Raw genomic sequence first — 19319 nt, forward strand, 5'->3', positions numbered from 1 at the left:
GCTCACTTACCTCAGTTTCAGGGTGGCAAGGCCGATCAGCACCAGAATCACGGTGATGATCCAGAATCGGACGATCACCCGCGGCTCGGGCCAACCCTTGAGTTCAAAATGGTGATGGATCGGCGCCATGCGGAACACCCGCTTGCCGGTCAACTTGAAGGAGGCCACCTGGATCACCACCGACAGGGTCTCCATGACGAACACGCCGCCCATGATGAACAGGACGATTTCCTGGCGAACGATGACGGCGATGGTGCCCAGCGCAGCGCCCAGCGCCAGCGCGCCGACGTCACCCATGAAGACCTGGGCCGGGTAGGTGTTGAACCACAGGAAGCCCAGGCCGGCACCGATCAGCGCGCCGCAGAACACGATCAGCTCACCTGCCCCCGGTACGTACGGGATCAGCAGGTATTCAGCGAACTTAACGTTGCCGGACAAGTAGCAGAAGATGCCCAGGGCGCCGCCGACCATCACGGTTGGCATGATCGCCAGGCCATCGAGGCCGTCGGTCAGGTTGACCGCGTTGCTCGAGCCGACGATGACGAAATAGGTCAGCACGATGAAGAACGCGCCCAGGGGAATGGTGAGGTCCTTGAGCATCGGCACGATCAGGGTGGTCTCGACGCTGGTCGGTGCGGTGGTGTAAAGGAACACTGCCGCGCCCAGACCGAACACTGATTGCCAGAAGTACTTCCAGCGGCTCGGCAAGCCACGGGAGTTCTTCTCGATCACCTTGCGATAGTCGTCGACCCAGCCGATGGCGCCGAACAGCATGGTCACGATCAGTACGACCCAGACGTAGCGGTTGGTCAGGTCGGCCCACAACAGTGTGCTGATGCCGATGGCAGACAGGATCAGGGCACCGCCCATGGTAGGGGTGCCGGATTTGGACAGGTGCGATTGCGGGCCGTCGTTACGGACAGCCTGACCGATCTGGCGGATCTGCAGGGTGCGGATCATCCACGGCCCGAGCCACAGCGCCAGGGACAGCGCGGTCAACACACCCAGGATCCCGCGCAGGGACAGGTACTGGAAGACCGCGAAGCCCTTGTAGAACTGTTGCAGATACTCGGCCAACAGCAGCAGCATTAATGTTTCTCCCCGCTGGGACCGCACAAGGCCGCCACGACGTTTTCCATCGCAGCGCTGCGCGAACCCTTGATCAAGATAGTGGTGTCACTGGCAGTCTCGGCGCGAACGGCATCGATCAGCTCAGCCTGGGTGGTGAAATGGCGGCCATTGGCGCCGTACGCCGCGACCGCGTGGGCCATGTTGGTACCCACCGCGTACAGGGCGTCGACCTTGCCGCGGGCGTAGTCACCCACCTGACGGTGGCCTTCTTCTGCCCATTGCCCCAGTTCGCCGATATCCCCGAGCACCAGAACGGTGCGTCCGGAAAAGCCGGCGAGTATATCAATGGCAGCGCACATCGAGGTGGGATTTGCGTTGTAGCTGTCGTCGATCACACGCACGCCGTTGGCAGCGATCTGGGCAACGGTGCGGCCTTTGACTGGCTGGACTGCCTCCAACCCGGCTGCAATGCCTTCCAGGCTCACGCCCAAGGCATGGGCAGCGGCGGCGGCGGCCAGCGCGTTGCTGACGTTGTGGGTGCCCAGCAGGTTCAGTTGCACCTTCACCGAGCCTTGCGGCCCGTTCAAGGTGAAGGACGGGCAGCCACGGGCGTCGCGCCCGATGTCGCTGGCGTGGAAATCAGCCTGAGGATTGTCCAGTGCAAAGCTGAGGATGCGGTGCTGGCCGGCGCGCTTGCGCCAGACCTCGAAGGCTTTGTCGGCCAGATTAAGGACAGCCGTGCCGCCCTCGCCCAGGCCCTCGAGGATCTCGCCCTTGGCCTCGACGATCTTCTCGGGACCGCCGAATTCGCCAACGTGGGCGGTCCCGGCGTTGTTGATGATGACGACCTGAGGCTGGGTCAGACCGACGGTATAGCGGATCTCGCCGATACGCGAGGCGCCCAGCTCGATCACCGCTGCGCTGTGCTCCGGGGAAATCTCCAGCAAGGTCAGCGGTGCGCCGAGGTCGTTGTTGAGATTGCCGCGAGTGGCAAGTACCAAGCCGCGCGTGCGCAGGATGCTGGCCAGCAGCTCCTTGACCGTGGTCTTGCCGCTGGAACCGGTGATGGCCGCGACCGGCTTGTCGAAGGCAGCGCGATTCAGGGCACCGAGCTGGCCCAGGGCGAGCCGGCTGTCGGCAACCACCAGCTGTGGCAAGTCGACGCCTTCCACTTCGCGCTCCACCAGCGCAGCCACGGCGCCCTTGGCCTTGACGTCGGCCAAATAGTCGTGACCATCGAAACGCGGCCCGGCCAGAGCGACGAACAACTGTCCGGCCCCCACGGTGCGGCTGTCGATGCTGACGCCGCTGAAGCTCGCATCGGCACCGACATGGCGTCCCGCGAGCGGCGCGACCAGCTGGCTAAGTGTCATGGGCTTAAGCATGCGGAGCCTCCCAGGCTGCAAGTGCCTTCTCGGCCTCGACCAGATCGGAGAAGTCATGGCGTTCGCCATTGATCTCCTGATAATCCTCATGCCCCTTGCCAGCGAGGACGATGACATCGTCGGCGGCAGCGGTGGCGATCAGATGGGCGATGGCATCGCCTCGGCCGGCGACGAATTCGACGTCGGCCGGCTTGGCGAACCCAGGGCGAATATCATCGAAGATCCGCTGCGGGTCTTCGGTACGCGGATTGTCGTCGGTGACCAGCACGCGGTCAGCCAGGCGCTCGGCCACTTCAGCCATCAACGGACGCTTGCCGCGATCACGATCGCCACCGCAGCCAAACAGGCACAGCAGGCGACCATGGGCGTGCGGACGCAGGGCTTCGAGGACCTTTTCCAGCGCATCGGGCGTATGGGCGTAATCGACCACCACCAGCGGCTTCTCGCCCCCCCCCAGGCGCTGCATGCGCCCGATAGGGCCCTGCAGCTGCGGGGTGACCTTCAGGATTTCGTCCAACGGGTAGTCCAGCGCGAGCAGGGTGGCCACCGCAGCGAGCATGTTGCTCAGGTTGAAGCGGCCCAGCAGACGACTGCGCAGCGCATGCTCGCCCTGCGGGGTCACCAGCACAGCACGCACGCCGTCGTCATCGAAGCGGGCTTGCTTGCAGAACAACGTGGCGGTCGGATCCAGCAGGCTGTAGCTGATCAGACGGGACTCGCCGTGGCTCTGGGCCAGGCGACGACCGAACTCATCGTCCAGGTTGACCACGCGGCAACGCAGGTTCGGCCAGGCGAACAGCTTGGCCTTGGCAGCCTCGTAGGCCTCCATGCTGCCGTGGTAGTCCAGGTGATCACGGGACAGGTTGGTCATCACCGCGATGTCGAATGCCAGTGCCGCGACACGGCCCTGCTCCAGGGCATGGGACGACACTTCCATGGCCACGGCCTTGGCGCCGCCATGCTTGAGGTCGTTCAAGGTCGCCTGCACAGCGATCGGGTCAGGTGTGGTCAGGCGGCCGCTGCGTAGCTCGCCATAGAAACCTGTGCCCAGCGTGCCGATCAGCCCGCAGCGCTGCCCCAGGGCATCAAGGGCCTGGGCCACCAGTTGGGTAACGCTGGTCTTGCCGTTGGTGCCGGTGACACCCACCAGATCCAGCTGACGGCTTGGTTCGCCATAGAACCGCCCGGCGATTTCCGACAGTTGGCCAATCAGGCCCCGCACCGGAATCAGCGGCGCCTCGGTGATCGGCAGAACGCTCGCCCCCTGCTCTTCATAGGCCACGGCGGCGGCGCCGCGGGCCAAGGCATCGGCGATGTGCTCGCGGCCGTCGACCTTCGCCCCTGGAACAGCCAGGAACAGGTCGCCCGGCCGTACCTGGCGGCTGTCGAGCGTCAGCTCGCGGATCAGTGGATCGCGGCTGGCATGGGCGAAAAGCTTGCTCAATGGCATTGTCATCAACCACGCCCTCCATTGGCGGGTACTGCGCTGGCCTGCTGGGTCGCGGGGGGCGGCAGGTTGTCTGGCGGAACGTTCATCAGGCGCAGGGTGCCCGACATCACCTTGCTGAATACAGGCGCCGAGACCAGGCCGCCGAAATAGCCACCTTTGCTCGGCTCATCGATGACCACCACGATGGCGTAGCGCGGATCGCTCATCGGACCGAATCCTGCGAACAGCGAACGGTAGGCGTTTTCGGTGTAGCCCTTGGAACCGACAGTGGCCTTACGCGCGGTACCGGACTTACCTCCCACGTGATAGAACGGCACCTGGGCGCGGAACACACCGCGCGGAGCTTCGATGACCTGCTGCAACATGGCCTGGACGGTTTCGGCGGTGTCGGCCGGTATCGCCTGCACGGCTTCCGGCGCCTTGTCGACCTTGAGAATCGACAGCGGCACCATCTTGCCGTCGTTGGCAATCGCCGCGTAGGCATGCACCAACTGCAAGGCCGTCACCGAAACGCCATAGCCGTAGGACAGGGTGGCGGTCTCGGCCTTGCGCCATTCGCGGTGGTTGGGCAGATTGCCGACACGCTCGCCCGGGAAACCCAGGCCGGTGTACTGCCCCAGGCCGACTTGGGACATGACCCGATAGATCGCCTCGCCACCGATGTCGAAAGCAATCTTGCTCATGCCGACGTTACTGGAGTTGATCAGGATGCCGGTCAGGTCGAGGATTGGCCCCTCGCTCTTGGACACGTCCTTGATGGTGTAGCGGCCAATCTGCAGGCTGCCCGGATACACTTCGACCTTGTCGGTGGGTTTCCAGCGGCCGCTCTGCAGGGCCGCACTCATGGAGATCGGCTTGACGGTGGAGCCCGGCTCGAACACGTCGATGATCGCCCGGTTGCGCATGGCCGCCGGGAACATGCTGCGGCGGTTGTTCGGGTTGTAGGTCGGCTGGTTGACCATCGCCAGGACCTCGCCGGTCTTGACGTCCATGATCACCAGACTGCCGGCCTTGGCTTCCTGCTCGGCGATGGCATTGCGCAGCTCACGGGTGGCCAGGTACTGCAGGCGCAGGTCGATGGACAACGCCAAGGTCTTGCCGGCCTTGGCGTTCTTGGTGACCTGGATGTCCTTGATCAGCCGACCACGCCGATCCTTGATCACCTGGCGTTTGCCAGGCACCCCGGCGAGCCACTCGTCATAGGCCAGCTCGACCCCTTCGCGACCATGGTCGTCCAGGTCTGTGAAGCCCACCATGTGCGCGGTGACATCGCCCGCCGGATAGAAGCGGCGGAACTCTTCCATGCCGTAGACGCCCGGCACCTTGAGGTCGAGCACCTGCTGGCCCTGCTCCGGCGTCAGCCCGCGGACCAGGTAGATGAATTCTTTGTTGGCTTGCTGGGTCAGGCGCTCGGTCAGTTGCTGAGCGTTCTGCCCAAGCGCGGCAGCCAGTTGTGGCCAGCGATCACGGGCAACCTGCATTTCCTTGGGGTTGGCCCACAGGGTGGTGACCGGCGTACTGACGGCCAACGGCTCACCGTTGCGGTCGGTAATCAGGCCACGGTGCGCGGGAATAGGAATATGACGCAGGCTGCGGGCATCGCCCTGGCCCTTGAGGAAGTCACGGTCGATCACCTGAAGGTCGATGATACGCCAGGCGATGGCGCCGACCATCAGCGCCAGCAAAGCGATCACAACCCGGAAGCGCCAGGGGTAGAGTGCGCCTTCGAGCTTCATCATGGCGCCACCATCCGCACTTCGTCAGCGGCCGGCACACGCATTTTCAGTTGCTCGCTGGCCAGGTTCTCGATACGGCTGTGGGCGGTCCAAGTGCTTTGCTCGAGAATCAACCGACCCCACTCGGCCTGGGCTTTGTCACGCTCGTTAAGCTCGCCATAGAGAGTGTTGAGCAACTGGCGGTTCCAGTGGGCGCTGTAAGACACGGCGATCGCCGACACCAGAACACCGATAAACAGCAGAAGCATCAGGAAGCTTCCGCCTGGCAAAGGTTTGGCAAACAGCCGGCTCACCGCAGTTTCTCCGCCACCCGCATCACGGCACTGCGTGCGCGCGGGTTGGCCTGAAGCTCTGCATCGGAGGCGAACTGCGCCTTGCCGATCAGGCGGATCCGGGGTTCGAAGACCTTGTGCTGCACCGGCAGGTTGCGCGGCAGGTTGTCTGCCTCGCCCTTGGCCAGCTTGCGCATGAACAGCTTGACGATGCGGTCCTCGAGCGAATGGAAGCTGATCACCGCCAGTCGGCCACCAACCTCCAGCGCCTCGATAGCAGCTTCAAGGCCGGTCTCGAGGTCGCCCAGTTCGTTGTTGACGTGAATACGCAGCCCCTGGAAGGCGCGGGTGGCGGGATTCTTGCCCTTTTCCCAGGCAGGGTTGGCGACCTTGAGCACTTCGGCAAGGTCACCCGTGCGAGTGAACGGCTGCTGCTCTCGGCGCTGCACGACGGCGCGCGCCATGCGCTTGGCGAAACGTTCCTCACCGTATTCTTTGAAGACCCGGGCGATTTCGTCTTCGGGGGCAGAGGCGATGAACTCGGCGGCGCTGATGCCCTGGTCGGGATTCATGCGCATGTCCAACGGGCCGTCGTTGAGGAAACTGAAGCCACGCTCGGGGTCATCCAATTGCGGCGAGGAGACGCCCAGGTCCAGCAGAATGCCGCTGACCTTGCCATCGAGGCCACGTCGCGCGACTTCATCGCCCATCTCGGCAAAGCTGCGCTGCACAATGACAAAGCGGCCGTCTTCGGCCGCCAGCGCTTGCCCTGTCGCAATCGCTTGTGGATCTTTGTCGAAACCCAGCAACCGTCCTTGCGGCCCGAGCTTGCTGAGAATAAGGCGACTGTGCCCACCCCGCCCGAAGGTGCCATCCAGATAGCAACCGTCGGCGCGCAGGGCCAATGCCTCGACAGCCTCGTCGAGCAGCACGGTGATGTGGTTGAAGCCGCTATCTATCGTCACAGGATCAGGTCACGCAAATCATCGGGCATGGCGCCCGGTTGTTGAATAGCTGCAAGGTCGGCTGCCGAAACCGCGTTCCAGGCATCTTCATCCCACAGCTGGAATTTGTTCAGCTGCCCCACCAGCATCGCCTTCTTGTCGAGCTTGGCGTATTCGCGCAGACGGGGCGGCACCAGGAAACGACCGCTGCCATCGAGCTCCAGGTCCACCGCATTGCCGATCAGCAAACGCTGCAGGCGGCGGTTTTCCTCACGCAACGACGGCAAGGCACGCAACTTGGCTTCGATCTGTTCCCACTCATCGAGGGGATAAACACACAAGCAGGGGTCTACTGCGTCAATGGTCACGATCAATTGACCATTGCAACGCGAATCGAGCTCGTCACGGTACCGACTCGGCATGGCGAGTCGGCCCTTTGCATCGAGGCTGACGGCGTTGGCTCCGCGGAACACGGCTGCGATTCCCCACTGAGGTTAGCTTTATTTGGTCAGAAAACCCACTTCATCCCACTTTCTGCCACTTGCGCACACTATAGGAATCCGTCCGCCACACCGTCAAGGCACGTTCATAAGGAAATCCCTTACAGGACGGCGATTTAGCGCAACAAAGGAAGGAGGAACGACTACCAGCGAAGAAATTTGGCGAGAAAAATCAAAGACACGCGGACAGATGCAGCGTGAAGTTAAAGTGATTTATTAAGAGTAAGAATTTTTCGGTATTACCAGGACATATCTGCTATCGATTCAAGCAGGGAAGGAGGAAGGTGGAGAGTCGATCTGTAAGCCGGGTTCTGTCGAGGACAGTCATTCCTCTACGACGGCCATCACTGGACGCCTTTAGCAACCTACCCGGTTCCGACGCGGGCCACGCCGTAAGGAACCCTATTTGGTCTTGCTCCGAGTGGGGTTTACCTAGCCACGAACTGTTACCAGTCGTGCGGTGCGCTCTTACCGCACCTTTTCACCCTTACCGGCACCGAAGTGCTTAGGCGGTTGTTTTCTGTGGCACTTTCCGTAGGCTCGCGCCCCCCAGGCGTTACCTGGCACTCTGCCCTATGGAGCCCGGACTTTCCTCCCCCCTCTTTTGCGGAACAAAAGAAGGCAGCGACTGTCCGATCGACTCTCCGCCGACAAGGTTAACGGCAGGCGCGCTCAAGAACAAGTGACGCACCAAAGAATATCAATTTGCCACTATTTGGCTTTCTGTTTTTCCAGGGCAAATTGATAGAGCAAGTTCTTGCGAACGCCAGTGATTTCCGCCGCCAGCGCAGCCGCGCGCTTGAGCGGCAACTCCGCCAGCAACAGGTCGAGCACCCGCTGCGCTTCGCCGCTGATGGCTTGCTCATCCTCAGGTGCGCTCCAACCACCGACCAACACCACACACTCACCGCGCTGCTGATTGCTGTCGCCCTCGACAAAGGCGCGCAACTCACCCAGCGGCAACCCCTTGAGGGTCTCGAAGGTCTTGGTCAGCTCACGCCCCAGCACTGCCGGGCGATCCGCACCGAGCACCGCTTCCATGTCCTCCAGGCATTCGAGGATGCGGTGCGGGGCTTCATAGAAAATCAGGGTCCGCGGCTCCTCCTTGACCAGCTCGAGCCGGGCCCGGCGGCCCGCCGCCTTGGCCGGCAGGAAGCCTTCGAAAATGAATCGGTCCGACGGCAGCCCCGCCGCCGACAACGCGGCGATCAATGCGCAGGCGCCGGGCACTGGCACCACCTGCACCCCTGCCGCACGCGCCTGGCGCACCAAGTGGTAGCCTGGATCGGAGATCAGCGGCGTGCCGGCATCCGATACCAAGGCCACGTCGTCTCCCGCCAGAAGCCGAGTGATGAACCGCCCGCCTTCATCTCGCTCGTTGTGTTCGTGGCAAGCTGCCAGTGGAGTGTCAATACCGAAATGCTGAAGCAGGCGCACCGAGTGACGGGTATCTTCAGCAGCGATCAGCGCCACATTCGCCAGGACCTTGAGGGCCCGGGCACTCATGTCGTCCAGATTGCCGATCGGCGTGGCGACGACATAAAGCGTGCCCATCATGGATTTCGAAGCCCCTGCAACATCAGTCACTGCGCACACCTGTCTTGTGGATCAAAGGCGCTATTGTAGCCCGAGCACCCGCAACAGCGCGCAAAGAACTTCACGGACCTGCTCCTGCAGACGACCTATAGTGAAGGATTCCACGTCAGCAACATCGCGCCCCGGCCGACGCTTGGGTACAATTGCCGGCCACCTTGATCGAGTAACAGGACTTTTACATGATCGCTTGCCTGCGGCTGTTCACAGCCCTCTGCTTCGCTGCCCTGCTGGCAGCTTGCGCCAGCTCGCCCTCATCCAGCCTGGGTGAACTGCCGCGCACCCCGGATGCCAGCATCGAGCAACTGCTCGACAAGGCAGCCACCAGCAAGTCCGCGGAAGATGCCGCGCTCCTGCGCCTTAGCGCCGCCGATCTGGCCTACAAGCAGAAGGACTACCCACGCGCCGCACGCATTCTCGAGCAGGTCCCGATGGACTCGCTCAAGCCTGCCCAACAAGTGTTCGCCAGCACCTTGGCCGCCGAGCTCGCCATGAGCCGAAACCAGCCCAAGGCGGCCCTGAGCGCCCTCTCCCATCCGAGCCTGCAACGCCTGGACGAACTGCCAAAGGACCAGCAGGCACGTACCTACAGCGTCCACGCCGCCGCCCTGGAGGCCGACGGCCAGACCCTGGCCGCCGCCCAGCAGCGTGTCCTGCTTGCCCCGCTGCTCAGCGACAAGGCCGCTGCCGCGAACGACGACGCCATCTGGGCCCTCGTCGCCTCGCTGCCGGCCGAGCAATTGCAACAGCCTGCCAGCAACGAAACCCTCGCCGGCTGGACGAGCCTGGCGCTGGCCGTCAAGCGTGCTGGCACCCTGGAGCAACAACAGGCAGCCATTGATACCTGGCGCGATCAGCACCCGGATCACCCAGCCGCCAAGCAACTGCCGCAGGCCCTGGTCAAACTGAAGGAACTGGCCAGCCAGCCGCTGACCAAGATCGCCCTGTTGCTGCCTCAGGAAGGCCCACTGGCCGGCGTTGCCCGCGCCCTGCGTGACGGCTTCATGGCCGCTCACTTCCAGGCTCAGCAGTCCGGTCAACCTGCGCCGGCCGTACAGGTCTTCGACAGCTCGCGCATGACCTCGCTCGACGAGTTCTACCGCCAGGCCCAGGCCGCCGGTGTACAGCTGGTCGTCGGCCCGCTGGAAAAACCCTTGGTGAAAAAGCTCGCGGCTTACCCGCAGCTGCCGATCACCACCCTGGCGCTGAACTACGCCGATGCCGGCCAGAAAGCACCGCCACAACTGTTCCAGTTCGGTCTTGCCGCCGAGGACGAAGCCCGCGAAGTCTCCCGCCGCGCCAGGGCCGACGGCATGGTTCGTGCCGTGGCACTGGTGCCAAGCGGTGAATGGGGTGACCGCGTGCTGGCCGCCTTCCGTCAGGACTGGGAGAGCCATGGCGGCACCCTGCTGGCCGCCGAACGCATCGCCCAGCCGGTCGCCCTCGCCCAGCAGATCGCCGAGCTCTTCCAACTGCGTCAGAGCGAAGGCCGCGCCAAGAGCTTGCAAAGCACTGTCGGCGGCACCATCGCCGCACAACCTTCGCGTCGCCAGGATATCGACTTCATCTTCCTCGCCTCTACTCCACAACAGGCGCAGCAGATCAAGCCGACCCTGAACTTCCAATACGCCGGTGACGTTCCGGTCTACGCCACCTCGAACCTGTACAGCGCCAGCGGTGACGTGAACCAGTACAACGACATGAACGGCATTCGCTTCTGCGAAACCCCATGGCTGCTCGACTCCACCAACAGCTTGCGTCAGCAAGTGGTCCAGCAGTGGCCTCAGGCCGCCGGCAGCCTCGGGCGCCTGTACGCCATGGGTGTCGACGCCTACAGCCTGGCGCCGCGCCTGAACCAGCTCAAGGCCCTGCCTGACAACCGAGTCGAGGGCCTCTCCGGCAGCCTGACCATGAACCCCAGCCAGCGCGTCGAACGCCAACTGCCCTGGGCCGAGTTCTCTGGCGGCCAAGTCAAGCGCCTGCCGGATACCCCTCGCTGATGCCCGACGCATCGCCTGCCAGCGCAGGCCTGGCTGCGGAAAACCACGCCCTCGCATTTCTTCGAGGGCACGGTTTGCAGCTGCTGGCGCGCAACTGGCGATGCAAGGGCGGTGAGCTCGATCTGGTCATGCTCGACGCCGATACAGTAGTATTCGTCGAAGTCCGCTACCGGTTGCATGCGGCCTTCGGCGGAGCCGTCGGGAGCATCGACACACGCAAGCAGAAGCGACTGGCGCTAGCCGCCAACCTGTTCCTGCAGAAGGAGCCTCGCTGGGCCGATCAGCCCTGCCGCTTCGACGTTGTCGCCCTGCAGGGCAGCCACCACGCGGGCCAACCGCTGCAATGGCTGAAAAACGCCTTCGAATGCTGAACCCATTCCGATTTTTTAGCTCTATGTTTCGCGGGCTGGTTCCTGTCGCGCGTCGCGCTGGCCACCGCCCCTCTTAAGGTCACACCAGATGGACATGCAATCCCGAATTCGCCGGCTGTTCCAGGCCAGCATCGATACCAAGCAACAGGCGATGGACATCCTGGCACCTCACATCGAGCAGGCCAGCCTGGTCATGGTCAATGCCCTGCTCAACGAGGGCAAGATGCTCGCGTGCGGCAACGGCGGCTCGGCAGGCGATGCCCAGCATTTCTCCTCGGAGCTGCTCAATCGATTCGAGCGTGAACGCCCGAGCCTGCCAGCCATCGCCCTGACCACCGACAGCTCGACCCTCACGTCGATCGCCAACGATTACAGCTACAACGAGGTCTTCTCCAAGCAGATCCGTGCTCTGGGGCAGCCCGGGGATGTATTGCTGGCGATCTCTACCAGCGGCAATTCCGCCAACGTGATACAAGCGATCCAGGCTGCGCACGACCGTGAAATGATCGTCGTGGCACTGACCGGGCGCGACGGTGGAGGCATGGCCTCGCTGTTGCTGCCTGAAGACGTGGAGATTCGCGTGCCGTCGAACATCACCGCGCGAATCCAGGAAGTCCACCTGCTGGCGATCCATTGCCTGTGCGACCTGATCGACAGCCAACTGTTCGGGAGTGAAGAATGAACCCCAAGCGCCTCGGCCTGATGGCCCTGACCCTGTGCCTGAGCATCTCGGGTTGCAGCTCGGTACTGACCTCCACCCGCAACTCGCCCATCGAGGACGATCGCGGCACCCGCACCATCGGAAGCAAGATCGATGACTCGCTGATCGAGACCAAGGTTTCGGTCAACATCGCCAAAGCCAATGCCGACCTCGACAAGGGCTCTCACATTGTCGTCAGCAGCTACAACGGCATCGTCCTGTTGGCCGGCCAGACCCCACGTGCAGACCTCAAGAGCCTGGCCGAACAAACCGCCAGCCAGGTCCAACGCGTCAAGAAGGTCCACAACGAGCTGCAGGTCATGCAGCCATCCTCGATCCTCGCCCGCAACAACGACGCCTGGCTGACCACCAAGATCAAGGCCCAGATGCTGGGCGATGCCAATGTGCCCAGCACCCGCATCAAGGTGATCACGGAGAACGGCATCGTCTATCTGCTGGGCCTGGTGACCCAAGGGGAAGCCAACGCCGCCACCAACGTGGTACAGGGCGTGTCGGGTGTGCAGAAGATCGTCAAGTTGTTCGAGTACATCGACTGACCCACCTGGCAGCGTAACGCCTGACCGCGATACCAGCCCGCTCCTGCAGTGATCCCCCTGCGGAGCGGCACGCTGCCCCAAGTTTCGTTCCACCCCTCGTTATCCTCAGGAAGTACCCATGAAGAAGTCCCTGCTGTCCGTCCTCGCAATCGGCGCCTTCGCCGCCCTGGCCGGCTGCTCGACCCCAAGCCAGATCACCCTCAACGATGGCCGTGAAATCCAGACCGTCGACGCACCGAAGTTCGACAGCGATGCCGGCTTCTACGAGTTCGAGCAACTGGATGGCAAGCGCACCCGCGTCAACAAGGACCAGGTCCGCAGCATTCAAGACTTGTAAGCCAAGCCCTGAAGCCAACAAAAAAGGCGATCCATCCGGATCGCCTTTTTTATTACTTGACCACCTTGAGACTGGGTCGGCCACTGGGACGTGGCGGCTGACCACCGCCCTCCGGCGGCCCATCATCATCAGGCTCGACACCCTCGTCGTCCAGCTCATCGCTGTCCAGTGGCGGCTCCAGCTCGAAGACCATGCCCTGGCCATTCTCCCGGGCATAGATACCCAAGATCGCACCCACAGGCACGAACAACGAATGCGCCACGCCGCTGAAGCGACCTTCGAAACTGACCGCATCGTTGTCCATGTGCAGGTTACGCACGGCATTAGGGGAGATGTTCAGGACGATCTGACCATCGCTGGCGAATCCCTGGGGAACCTGGACCGCTGGAAACTCAGCATTGACCAGCATGTGGGGGGTGCAATCGTTGTCGACGATCCACTCGTACAGCGCTCGAACCAGATAGGGGCGACTGGAGTTCATCAACGGCTCCTTAAAGCTTGCGCATTTCACGTTCTGCAGCGGACAGGCTCGCCTGAAAAGGCTCGCGGGCAAACTGCCGCTCCATGTAATCCAATAGCGGCTTGGCCTGCCGCGGCAATTCGATACCCAATACCGGCAACCGCCACAATATGGGCAATAGACAACAATCGACCAGGCTTTGCTCCTCACTCATGAAGCAAGGAAATTCTCCGAACAACGCAGAGACGCCGGTCAGGCTCTCGCGCAACGCTTTACGCGCATCAACGCGCGCCGCCTCCGTGCTGCGCGCATCGAGAATCGTATCGGCCAACGCGCACCAGTCACGCTGGATACGATGCATCAGTAGCCGACTGTTGCCGCGCGCCACCGGATAAACCGGCATGAGCGGCGGATGCGGATAACGCTCCTCGAGGTACTCCATTATCACGGTCGATTCGTACAGGGCCAGATCGCGATCGACCAGGGTCGGCACGCTGGCGTAGGGGTTTACTTCGACCAGCTTGGGCGGCAGACGCGCAGGATCGACATCGACGATCTGCACACTGATGCCCTTCTCGGCGAGAACAAGGCGTACCCGGTGAGAATAATGATCAGCGGGGTCGGAATAGCAGGCTAACCGGTTGGTTGCGCCCATGTAGCGCCTCCTCGCATGGGGATGCTTTGTGAAACTCTAAATGCAAACGCGCCCTGGAGGGCTCCACCGCATCAGCGATGGAGCGCCCCAGGGCGCGTTCAACTACCAGAAACTACTGCGTGATCAGTGCACGTCCTTCCAGTACTCGCGCTTGAGCAAATAGGCGAATACGAAGAAGAAAGCCAGGTACAGCAACACATAGGTACCGATGCGCTGGCTTTCCAGTTTGACCGGGTTGGCCGAATAGGCCAGGAAGGTCACCAGGTTCTTGACCTTCTCGTCGAACTGCTCGGGCGTCAGGGTACCGGATTTCGGCTCGATGGTCAGCTGGTCACAGGCCTCATGGGTCAACGGGCTGCCGGTCAGCGGGTCAAACTGCTTCTTGCCGTCGACCACCATCTGCACCTGCTTGCAACCGATCACCTGGTTACCTTGCAGGCCAACCAGGACGTTGGGCATACCCACGTTCGGGAACACCTTGTTGTTGACCCCATAAGGACGCGACTTGTCCTCATAGAAGCTGCGCAGATAGGTGTACAGCCAGTCGGTGCCACGCACACGAGCGACCAGGGTCAGGTCGGGCGGTGCCGCACCGAACCAGGTCTTGGCATCGCTTGGCTGCATGCCGATCTTCATGTGATCGCCGATCTTGGCACCGGTGAATACCAGTTTCTCGAGCATCAGCTCGTGCGGAATGCCCAAGTCGTCGGCCACGCGCTCATAGCGCTGGAACTTGGCGCTGTGGCAGCCCATGCAATAGTTGGCGAAGGTACGCGCGCCATCCTGCATGGCGGCTTTGTCGGTCAGATCGATATCGACCTTGTCCAGCACCGGGCCGTGCTCGCTGGCGGCGAAGGACAAGGCGGGCATCATTGCCAGGAACAGTACTGCAATTAGCTTTTTCATCAGCCAGTCACCCTTTCCGGAACCGGTTTGGTCTTCTCGAGCCTTGTGTAGAACGGCATCAACAGGAAGTAGGCGAAATACAGCACGGTGCAGACCTGCGACAGCAAGGTCCGACCCGGCGTAGGCGCCAGTACGCCCAAGACACCGAGAATCACGAAGGCAATGCAGAACACCAGCAGGAACACTTTGCTCAGCCAGCCCTTGTAGCGCATCGAGCGCACTGGGCTGCGGTCAAGCCAGGGCAACACGAACAGCACGGCAATGGCGGCCCCCATGGCGATCACGCCGAACAATTTGTCAGGGACAGCACGCAAGATCGCGTAGAACGGCGTGAAGTACCAGACCGGCGCGATGTGCTCAGGGGTCTTGAAGGCGTTGGCCTGCTCGAAGTTCGGTTTTTCCAGGAAGTAACCGCCCATTTCAGGGAAGAAGAACACCACCGCACAGAACACGAACAGGAACACCACCACGCCGACAATGTCCTTGACGGTGTAGTACGGGTGGAACGGGATACCGTCGAGCGGAATGCCGTTTTCATCCTTTTTCTTCTTGATGTCGACGCCGTCCGGGTTGTTCGAACCCACTTCGTGCAGCGCGAGGATGTGCAGCACCACCAGACCCAGGATCACGATCGGCAGGGCAACCACGTGCAGAGCGAAGAAGCGGTTCAGAGTAATACCCGAAATCAGGTAGTCGCCACGGATCCACTGGGTCAGGTCACCCCCGATCACCGGAATGGCACCAAACAGCGAGATGATCACCTGGGCGCCCCAGTACGACATCTGCCCCCATGGCAGCAGGTAGCCCATGAATGCCTCGGCCATGAGCGCCAGGTAGATCAGCATGCCGAACAGCCAGACCAGCTCGCGCGGCTTCTGGTAGGAGCCATAGAGCAGGCCGCGGAACATGTGCAGGTACACAACGATGAAGAACGCCGAGGCGCCGGTCGAGTGCAGGTAGCGCAGGATCCAGCCATATTCGACGTCACGCATGATGTACTCGACCGAGGCAAATGCCTCTTCCGCCGAGGGCGTGAAGCTCATGGTCAACCACACACCGGTAACGATCTGGTTGACCAGCACCAGCAGCGCCAGGGAGCCGAAGAAGTACAAGAAGTTGAAGTTCTTGGGCGCGTAATACTTGCTCAGGTGGTCTTCCCACATCTTTGTCGCGGGGAAGCGAGCATCAATCCAGTCCATGAACTTGCTCATCATGCCTTCTCCTGATCGATGCCGATGACAATGATGTCGTCCGACTCATACGAGTGCGGAGGCACTGGCAGGTTGAGAGGTGCCGGCTGCGATTTGTAGACGCGACCAGCCAGGTCATAGTGCGAACCGTGGCAAGGGCAGAAGTAGCCCCCGACCCATTTCGGCCCCAGGTCGGCGGGCGCAACCTCGGGACGGAAGGTCGGCGAACAACCCAAGTGGGTGCACAAGCCAACAAGGACGAGGATTTCGGGCTTGATCGAGCGATTTTGCGGGTCGACATAGGTCGGCTGCACCGAAGCCTTGGATTCGGGGTCGGACAATTCCCCGGTGATTTTCTTGAGATTCCCGAGGATCTCCTCAGTCCGTCGCACGATGAACACAGGTTGCCCCCGCCACTCAGCCACCATCTGCTGACCTGGTTCGACCTTGGCGATATTGACCTTCACCGGTGCGCCGGCGGCCTTCGCCTTGGCACTGGGGAACCATGACCCCACGAACGGTACCGCAGCCCCCACTGCCCCCGCTGCGCCTACCACGGATGTGGCGGCTACGAGGAAGCGGCGCCGGCCTGCGTTGACGCCGTCATTGCTCATTCAGTCCTCTCCCATCAGCTGCTTTGGCCTGTTGGATCAGGCATCTACTTAGTTGTGTCTGTGGCACTTAAAGTTGGCCGCAATGGTAAGGAACAAGTCCACACACTGACAAGGTGATTACCCCCCAGGCGGGCTGCAACCCTCGCTTTGCTTGATCTGCGTCTATGCGGCAAGTTGTCACTGACATGCTGACAGGTTAGTTCAAGACATAAAAAAAGCCCGGCTCCATAAACGGAACCGGGCTTTTTTTCGACTGCCGAAGCGGTATTAACGCTTGGAGTACTGAGGACGCTTACGCGCTTTACGCAGACCCACTTTCTTACGCTCGACTTCACGAGCGTCGCGGGTGACGTAACCAGCACGACGCAGAGCGCCACGCAGGGATTCGTCGTAGTCCATCAGAGCGCGGGTGATACCGTGACGGATCGCACCGGCTTGACCGCTGACACCACCACCGGAAACGGTGACGTAGATGTCGAACTTCTCAACGGTCTCGGTCAGTTCCAGCGGCTGACGAACAACCATGCGAGCAGTTTCGCGACCGAAGAACACGTCCAGAGAACGGTTGTTGATGGAGATGTTACCAGTGCCCGGACGCAGGAAAACGCGAGCGGTTGCGGTCTTGCGACGGCCAGTGCCGTAATTTTGAGTCGCCGACATAATGAACTATCCCGTTAGATCTTCAGTTCTTGAGGCTGCTGAGCAGTGTGTGGGTGAGCAGCACCCGCGTACACTTTCAGCTTGCGGTACATGTCGCGACCCAGCGGGTTCTTCGGCAGCATGCCTTTGACCGCGGTCTCGATGACACGCTCAGGGGCTTTGTCGATCAGCTTCTCGAAGCTGATTTCCTTGATGCCACCTGGGAAACCGGAGTGGGAGTAGTACATCTTGTCCGAAGTTTTGGCACCAGTGACACGTACCTGCTCGGCGTTGATGACGACGATGTAGTCGCCGGTGTCAACGTGAGGGGTGTATTCTGGCTTGTGCTTGCCACGCAGACGACGAGCGATTTCGGTAGCCAGACGACCCAGGGTCTGACCAGCGGCGTCAACTACGTACCAGTCGCGCTTTACTGTTTCCGGTTTAGCAGTAAAAGTTTTCATTCTCTAAAGCCTCAGAGGCCGCCCAGCGAAAAATAGACGGCGAATCTTACTGGATAGTGCACAGCTTGCCAAGGGCAAGCGCGCAGCCGCACACGGACGCTATTGGGGGCTCGGGTCGGCGCGTCCAATGTTCGACAAGGGTTCCTCCTGCATGGTGGTGCATCACTTCCGCCACACGGAGAGGTGCCGAATTATCCAGATTGCAGAAAAAAATTCAACCTGATTTGATGGTTCGATTTGCAGGAGACGGTACCCCATGGAATATCGCCAACTCGGCCGAACCGACCTCAATGTCAGCGCCCTGTGCCTGGGCACCATGACCTGGGGCGAACAGAACGACGAAGCCCAGGCCTTTGCCCAGATCGCACTGGCCAAGGCCAGCGGGGTCAATTTCATCGACACGGCAGAGATGTACCCGGTGCCGCCACGGCCCGAAACCTACGCCGCCACCGAGCGCATCATCGGCAACTGGTTCCGCCGTCATGGCGATCGTGACGACTGGATCCTCGCGAGCAAAGTCGCAGGTCCCGGCAACGGCATCAGCCATATCCGCGACGGCCAGCTCAAGCACAACCGCCAGCATATCGTCGCTGCGCTGGACGACAGCCTGCAGCGCCTGCACACCGATCGCATCGACCTGTACCAGCTGCATTGGCCCGAGCGCAGCACCAACTTCTTCGGCAAACTGGGCTACCAGCATCTGCCTCACGACCTGTTCACGCCACTGGAAGAAACCCTCGAAGTACTCGACGAACAGGTGCGCGCCGGCAAGATCCGCCATATCGGCCTGTCCAACGAAACGCCATGGGGCACCATGAAGTTCTTGCACCTGGCCGAGACTCGCGGCTGGCCGCGAGCCGTGTCGATCCAGAACCCCTACAACCTGCTCAATCGCAGCTTCGAGGTAGGCCTGGCGGAGGTGGCGATCCGTGAGCAGTGCGGCCTGCTGGCTTATTCGCCTCTGGCCTTCGGCATGCTCTCGGGCAAGTACGAAGGCGGCGCACGGCCGGCACAGGCACGCCTGACGTTGTTCAGCCGGTTCTCGCGCTACTCCAATCCGCAGACTGTGTCCGCCTGCAGCCGCTATGTGCAGCTGGCCCGCCAGCATGGTCTTGACCCGGCCCAGATGGCCCTGGCCTTCGTCACCCGTCAGCCGTTCGTGACCAGCAACATCATCGGGGCTACCAGCGTTGAGCAACTGCAAAGCAACCTGGACAGCCAGGCCTTGACCCTCAGCGATGAATTGCTTGCAGCCATCGAGGCCATCCACCAGGACCAGCCCAACCCGGCGCCTTGAGGGCTGCGGCAATGGCAAGCTGCAAGTGGCAAGCAAAAGCAGTCCGCGGACTGCTCTGGCTTTTTTCTTGCCGCTTGCCGCGTGCCACTTACCGCTTGAAGAAGCTTGCAGCCCAACAGAAAAAATAAGACGATCCAGCCGGTGATTGACCACTCTACCCTATAAGAACAATGACAAT

General features: G+C 61.7%; 21 protein-coding genes and 1 other RNA gene. 6 read left to right on the forward strand and 16 right to left on the reverse strand.

The genetic code is table 11. The features are described 5' to 3' along the window. Positions 1-6: 6 nt before the first annotated feature. The 9 genes from mraY to rsmI form a co-directional block, all read right to left on the reverse strand. Positions 7-1089 carry a phospho-N-acetylmuramoyl-pentapeptide-transferase gene (gene mraY, locus AB1N67_RS20245; RefSeq protein ID WP_043207506.1) on the reverse strand — a complete coding sequence of 361 codons (1083 nt, stop codon included), beginning with the start codon at positions 1087-1089 and terminating at the stop codon, positions 7-9. Then, positions 1089-2456, reverse strand: a complete 1368-nt coding sequence (gene murF, locus AB1N67_RS20250; RefSeq protein WP_043207503.1) for a UDP-N-acetylmuramoyl-tripeptide--D-alanyl-D-alanine ligase — start codon at positions 2454-2456, stop codon at positions 1089-1091. The genes mraY and murF overlap by 1 nt, the downstream gene beginning before the upstream one ends. After that, on the reverse strand, positions 2449-3912 hold the full coding sequence (locus AB1N67_RS20255) for a UDP-N-acetylmuramoyl-L-alanyl-D-glutamate--2,6-diaminopimelate ligase (protein WP_090344892.1): 1464 nt from the start codon (positions 3910-3912) through the stop codon (positions 2449-2451). Before AB1N67_RS20255 ends, murF begins: the two co-directional genes overlap by 8 nt. Continuing rightward, positions 3912-5642 (reverse strand): penicillin-binding protein 2, encoded by a 1731-nt coding sequence (locus AB1N67_RS20260; RefSeq protein ID WP_167358096.1) that lies wholly within the window; start codon positions 5640-5642, stop codon positions 3912-3914. Before AB1N67_RS20260 ends, AB1N67_RS20255 begins: the two co-directional genes overlap by 1 nt. Next, complete coding sequence (ftsL, locus tag AB1N67_RS20265; RefSeq protein WP_043207496.1) at positions 5642-5935, reverse strand: cell division protein FtsL; 294 nt, start codon at positions 5933-5935, stop codon at positions 5642-5644. The genes AB1N67_RS20260 and ftsL overlap by 1 nt, the downstream gene beginning before the upstream one ends. Then, positions 5932-6873, reverse strand: a complete 942-nt coding sequence (gene rsmH, locus AB1N67_RS20270) for a 16S rRNA (cytosine(1402)-N(4))-methyltransferase RsmH (RefSeq protein WP_367863878.1) — start codon at positions 6871-6873, stop codon at positions 5932-5934. The genes ftsL and rsmH overlap by 4 nt, the downstream gene beginning before the upstream one ends. A gap of 2 nt (positions 6874-6875) precedes the next feature. Continuing rightward, positions 6876-7331 carry a division/cell wall cluster transcriptional repressor MraZ gene (gene mraZ, locus AB1N67_RS20275; RefSeq protein ID WP_011535546.1) on the reverse strand — a complete coding sequence of 152 codons (456 nt, stop codon included), beginning with the start codon at positions 7329-7331 and terminating at the stop codon, positions 6876-6878. A 311-nt stretch (positions 7332-7642) separates the two neighbouring features. Further along, an RNA gene (gene rnpB / locus AB1N67_RS20280) (RNase P RNA component class A) lies at positions 7643-8002 on the reverse strand. Between the two features lie 67 nt (positions 8003-8069). Then, positions 8070-8912 (reverse strand): 16S rRNA (cytidine(1402)-2'-O)-methyltransferase, encoded by an 843-nt coding sequence (rsmI, locus tag AB1N67_RS20285; protein ID WP_177343707.1) that lies wholly within the window; start codon positions 8910-8912, stop codon positions 8070-8072. A 221-nt stretch (positions 8913-9133) separates the two neighbouring features. Between rsmI and AB1N67_RS20290 the strand changes: the two genes are divergently transcribed. The 5 genes from AB1N67_RS20290 to AB1N67_RS20310 all read left to right on the forward strand — a co-directional run bounded on the left by AB1N67_RS20290 (position 9134) and on the right by AB1N67_RS20310 (position 12916). Next, positions 9134-10951 (forward strand): penicillin-binding protein activator, encoded by a 1818-nt coding sequence (locus AB1N67_RS20290; RefSeq protein ID WP_043207490.1) that lies wholly within the window; start codon positions 9134-9136, stop codon positions 10949-10951. Further along, positions 10951-11322: a YraN family protein gene (locus tag AB1N67_RS20295; RefSeq protein WP_043207488.1), complete on the forward strand. Its 372-nt coding sequence runs from the start codon at positions 10951-10953 to the stop codon at positions 11320-11322. Before AB1N67_RS20290 ends, AB1N67_RS20295 begins: the two co-directional genes overlap by 1 nt. An 88-nt stretch (positions 11323-11410) precedes the next feature. Then, positions 11411-12004 (forward strand): phosphoheptose isomerase, encoded by a 594-nt coding sequence (locus AB1N67_RS20300; protein WP_102081628.1) that lies wholly within the window; start codon positions 11411-11413, stop codon positions 12002-12004. Then, positions 12001-12579: a BON domain-containing protein gene (locus AB1N67_RS20305; protein ID WP_043207483.1), complete on the forward strand. Its 579-nt coding sequence runs from the start codon at positions 12001-12003 to the stop codon at positions 12577-12579. Before AB1N67_RS20300 ends, AB1N67_RS20305 begins: the two co-directional genes overlap by 4 nt. A gap of 118 nt (positions 12580-12697) precedes the next feature. Further along, complete coding sequence (locus tag AB1N67_RS20310; protein WP_043207481.1) at positions 12698-12916, forward strand: YgdI/YgdR family lipoprotein; 219 nt, start codon at positions 12698-12700, stop codon at positions 12914-12916. Positions 12917-12968: 52 nt separating this feature from the next. On the opposite strand, the gene AB1N67_RS20315 is transcribed toward AB1N67_RS20310, so the two are convergent. The 7 genes from AB1N67_RS20315 to rplM form a co-directional block, all read right to left on the reverse strand. Next, positions 12969-13397, reverse strand: coding sequence for a ClpXP protease specificity-enhancing factor (locus AB1N67_RS20315; protein ID WP_043207479.1), 429 nt, complete (start codon positions 13395-13397; stop codon positions 12969-12971). A gap of 10 nt (positions 13398-13407) precedes the next feature. After that, complete coding sequence (locus tag AB1N67_RS20320) at positions 13408-14031, reverse strand: glutathione S-transferase N-terminal domain-containing protein (RefSeq protein WP_043207478.1); 624 nt, start codon at positions 14029-14031, stop codon at positions 13408-13410. A 123-nt stretch (positions 14032-14154) separates the two neighbouring features. Further along, complete coding sequence (locus AB1N67_RS20325; RefSeq protein WP_070576202.1) at positions 14155-14937, reverse strand: cytochrome c1; 783 nt, start codon at positions 14935-14937, stop codon at positions 14155-14157. Then, positions 14937-16148 (reverse strand): cytochrome bc complex cytochrome b subunit, encoded by a 1212-nt coding sequence (locus AB1N67_RS20330; protein ID WP_043207474.1) that lies wholly within the window; start codon positions 16146-16148, stop codon positions 14937-14939. Before AB1N67_RS20330 ends, AB1N67_RS20325 begins: the two co-directional genes overlap by 1 nt. Then, the gene (gene petA / locus AB1N67_RS20335) at positions 16148-16741 is read right to left on the reverse strand and encodes a ubiquinol-cytochrome c reductase iron-sulfur subunit (protein ID WP_043207473.1); all 594 of its coding nucleotides are present in this window, start codon (positions 16739-16741) and stop codon (positions 16148-16150) included. Before petA ends, AB1N67_RS20330 begins: the two co-directional genes overlap by 1 nt. A gap of 267 nt (positions 16742-17008) precedes the next feature. Then, the gene (gene rpsI, locus AB1N67_RS20340; protein WP_043207470.1) at positions 17009-17401 is read right to left on the reverse strand and encodes a 30S ribosomal protein S9; all 393 of its coding nucleotides are present in this window, start codon (positions 17399-17401) and stop codon (positions 17009-17011) included. 14 nt (positions 17402-17415) lie between these two features. Further along, the gene (rplM, locus tag AB1N67_RS20345; protein WP_043207468.1) at positions 17416-17844 is read right to left on the reverse strand and encodes a 50S ribosomal protein L13; all 429 of its coding nucleotides are present in this window, start codon (positions 17842-17844) and stop codon (positions 17416-17418) included. Between the two features lie 256 nt (positions 17845-18100). Between rplM and AB1N67_RS20350 the strand changes: the two genes are divergently transcribed. Next, complete coding sequence (locus tag AB1N67_RS20350; RefSeq protein WP_070576205.1) at positions 18101-19141, forward strand: NADP(H)-dependent aldo-keto reductase; 1041 nt, start codon at positions 18101-18103, stop codon at positions 19139-19141. Positions 19142-19319 lie beyond the last annotated feature (178 nt).

The sequence above is a fragment of the Pseudomonas guariconensis genome, from assembly GCF_040822035.1.
Taxonomy (GTDB): Bacteria; Pseudomonadota; Gammaproteobacteria; order Pseudomonadales; family Pseudomonadaceae; genus Aquipseudomonas; species Aquipseudomonas guariconensis.

Excerpts from the sequence above, each read along its gene's own strand:
- rpsI (WP_043207470.1), bottom strand. The coding sequence starts at position 17,401 with ATGTCGGCGACTCAAAATTACGGCACTGGCCGTCGCAAGACCGCAACC.
- AB1N67_RS20330 (WP_043207474.1), bottom strand. The coding sequence starts at position 16,148 with ATGAGCAAGTTCATGGACTGGATTGATGCTCGCTTCCCCGCGACAAAG.
- AB1N67_RS20325 (WP_070576202.1), bottom strand. The coding sequence starts at position 14,937 with ATGAAAAAGCTAATTGCAGTACTGTTCCTGGCAATGATGCCCGCCTTG.
- AB1N67_RS20320 (WP_043207478.1), bottom strand. The coding sequence starts at position 14,031 with ATGGGCGCAACCAACCGGTTAGCCTGCTATTCCGACCCCGCTGATCAT.
- AB1N67_RS20315 (WP_043207479.1), bottom strand. The coding sequence starts at position 13,397 with ATGAACTCCAGTCGCCCCTATCTGGTTCGAGCGCTGTACGAGTGGATC.
- AB1N67_RS20310 (WP_043207481.1), top strand. The coding sequence starts at position 12,698 with ATGAAGAAGTCCCTGCTGTCCGTCCTCGCAATCGGCGCCTTCGCCGCC.
- petA (WP_043207473.1), bottom strand. The coding sequence starts at position 16,741 with ATGAGCAATGACGGCGTCAACGCAGGCCGGCGCCGCTTCCTCGTAGCC.
- rsmI (WP_177343707.1), bottom strand. The coding sequence starts at position 8,912 with ATGGGCACGCTTTATGTCGTCGCCACGCCGATCGGCAATCTGGACGAC.
- AB1N67_RS20255 (WP_090344892.1), bottom strand. The coding sequence starts at position 3,912 with ATGACAATGCCATTGAGCAAGCTTTTCGCCCATGCCAGCCGCGATCCA.
- murF (WP_043207503.1), bottom strand. The coding sequence starts at position 2,456 with ATGCTTAAGCCCATGACACTTAGCCAGCTGGTCGCGCCGCTCGCGGGA.
- AB1N67_RS20300 (WP_102081628.1), top strand. The coding sequence starts at position 11,411 with ATGGACATGCAATCCCGAATTCGCCGGCTGTTCCAGGCCAGCATCGAT.
- rplM (WP_043207468.1), bottom strand. The coding sequence starts at position 17,844 with ATGAAAACTTTTACTGCTAAACCGGAAACAGTAAAGCGCGACTGGTAC.
- AB1N67_RS20305 (WP_043207483.1), top strand. The coding sequence starts at position 12,001 with ATGAACCCCAAGCGCCTCGGCCTGATGGCCCTGACCCTGTGCCTGAGC.
- AB1N67_RS20290 (WP_043207490.1), top strand. The coding sequence starts at position 9,134 with ATGATCGCTTGCCTGCGGCTGTTCACAGCCCTCTGCTTCGCTGCCCTG.
- AB1N67_RS20260 (WP_167358096.1), bottom strand. The coding sequence starts at position 5,642 with ATGAAGCTCGAAGGCGCACTCTACCCCTGGCGCTTCCGGGTTGTGATC.
- mraY (WP_043207506.1), bottom strand. The coding sequence starts at position 1,089 with ATGCTGCTGCTGTTGGCCGAGTATCTGCAACAGTTCTACAAGGGCTTC.
- AB1N67_RS20295 (WP_043207488.1), top strand. The coding sequence starts at position 10,951 with ATGCCCGACGCATCGCCTGCCAGCGCAGGCCTGGCTGCGGAAAACCAC.
- AB1N67_RS20350 (WP_070576205.1), top strand. The coding sequence starts at position 18,101 with ATGGAATATCGCCAACTCGGCCGAACCGACCTCAATGTCAGCGCCCTG.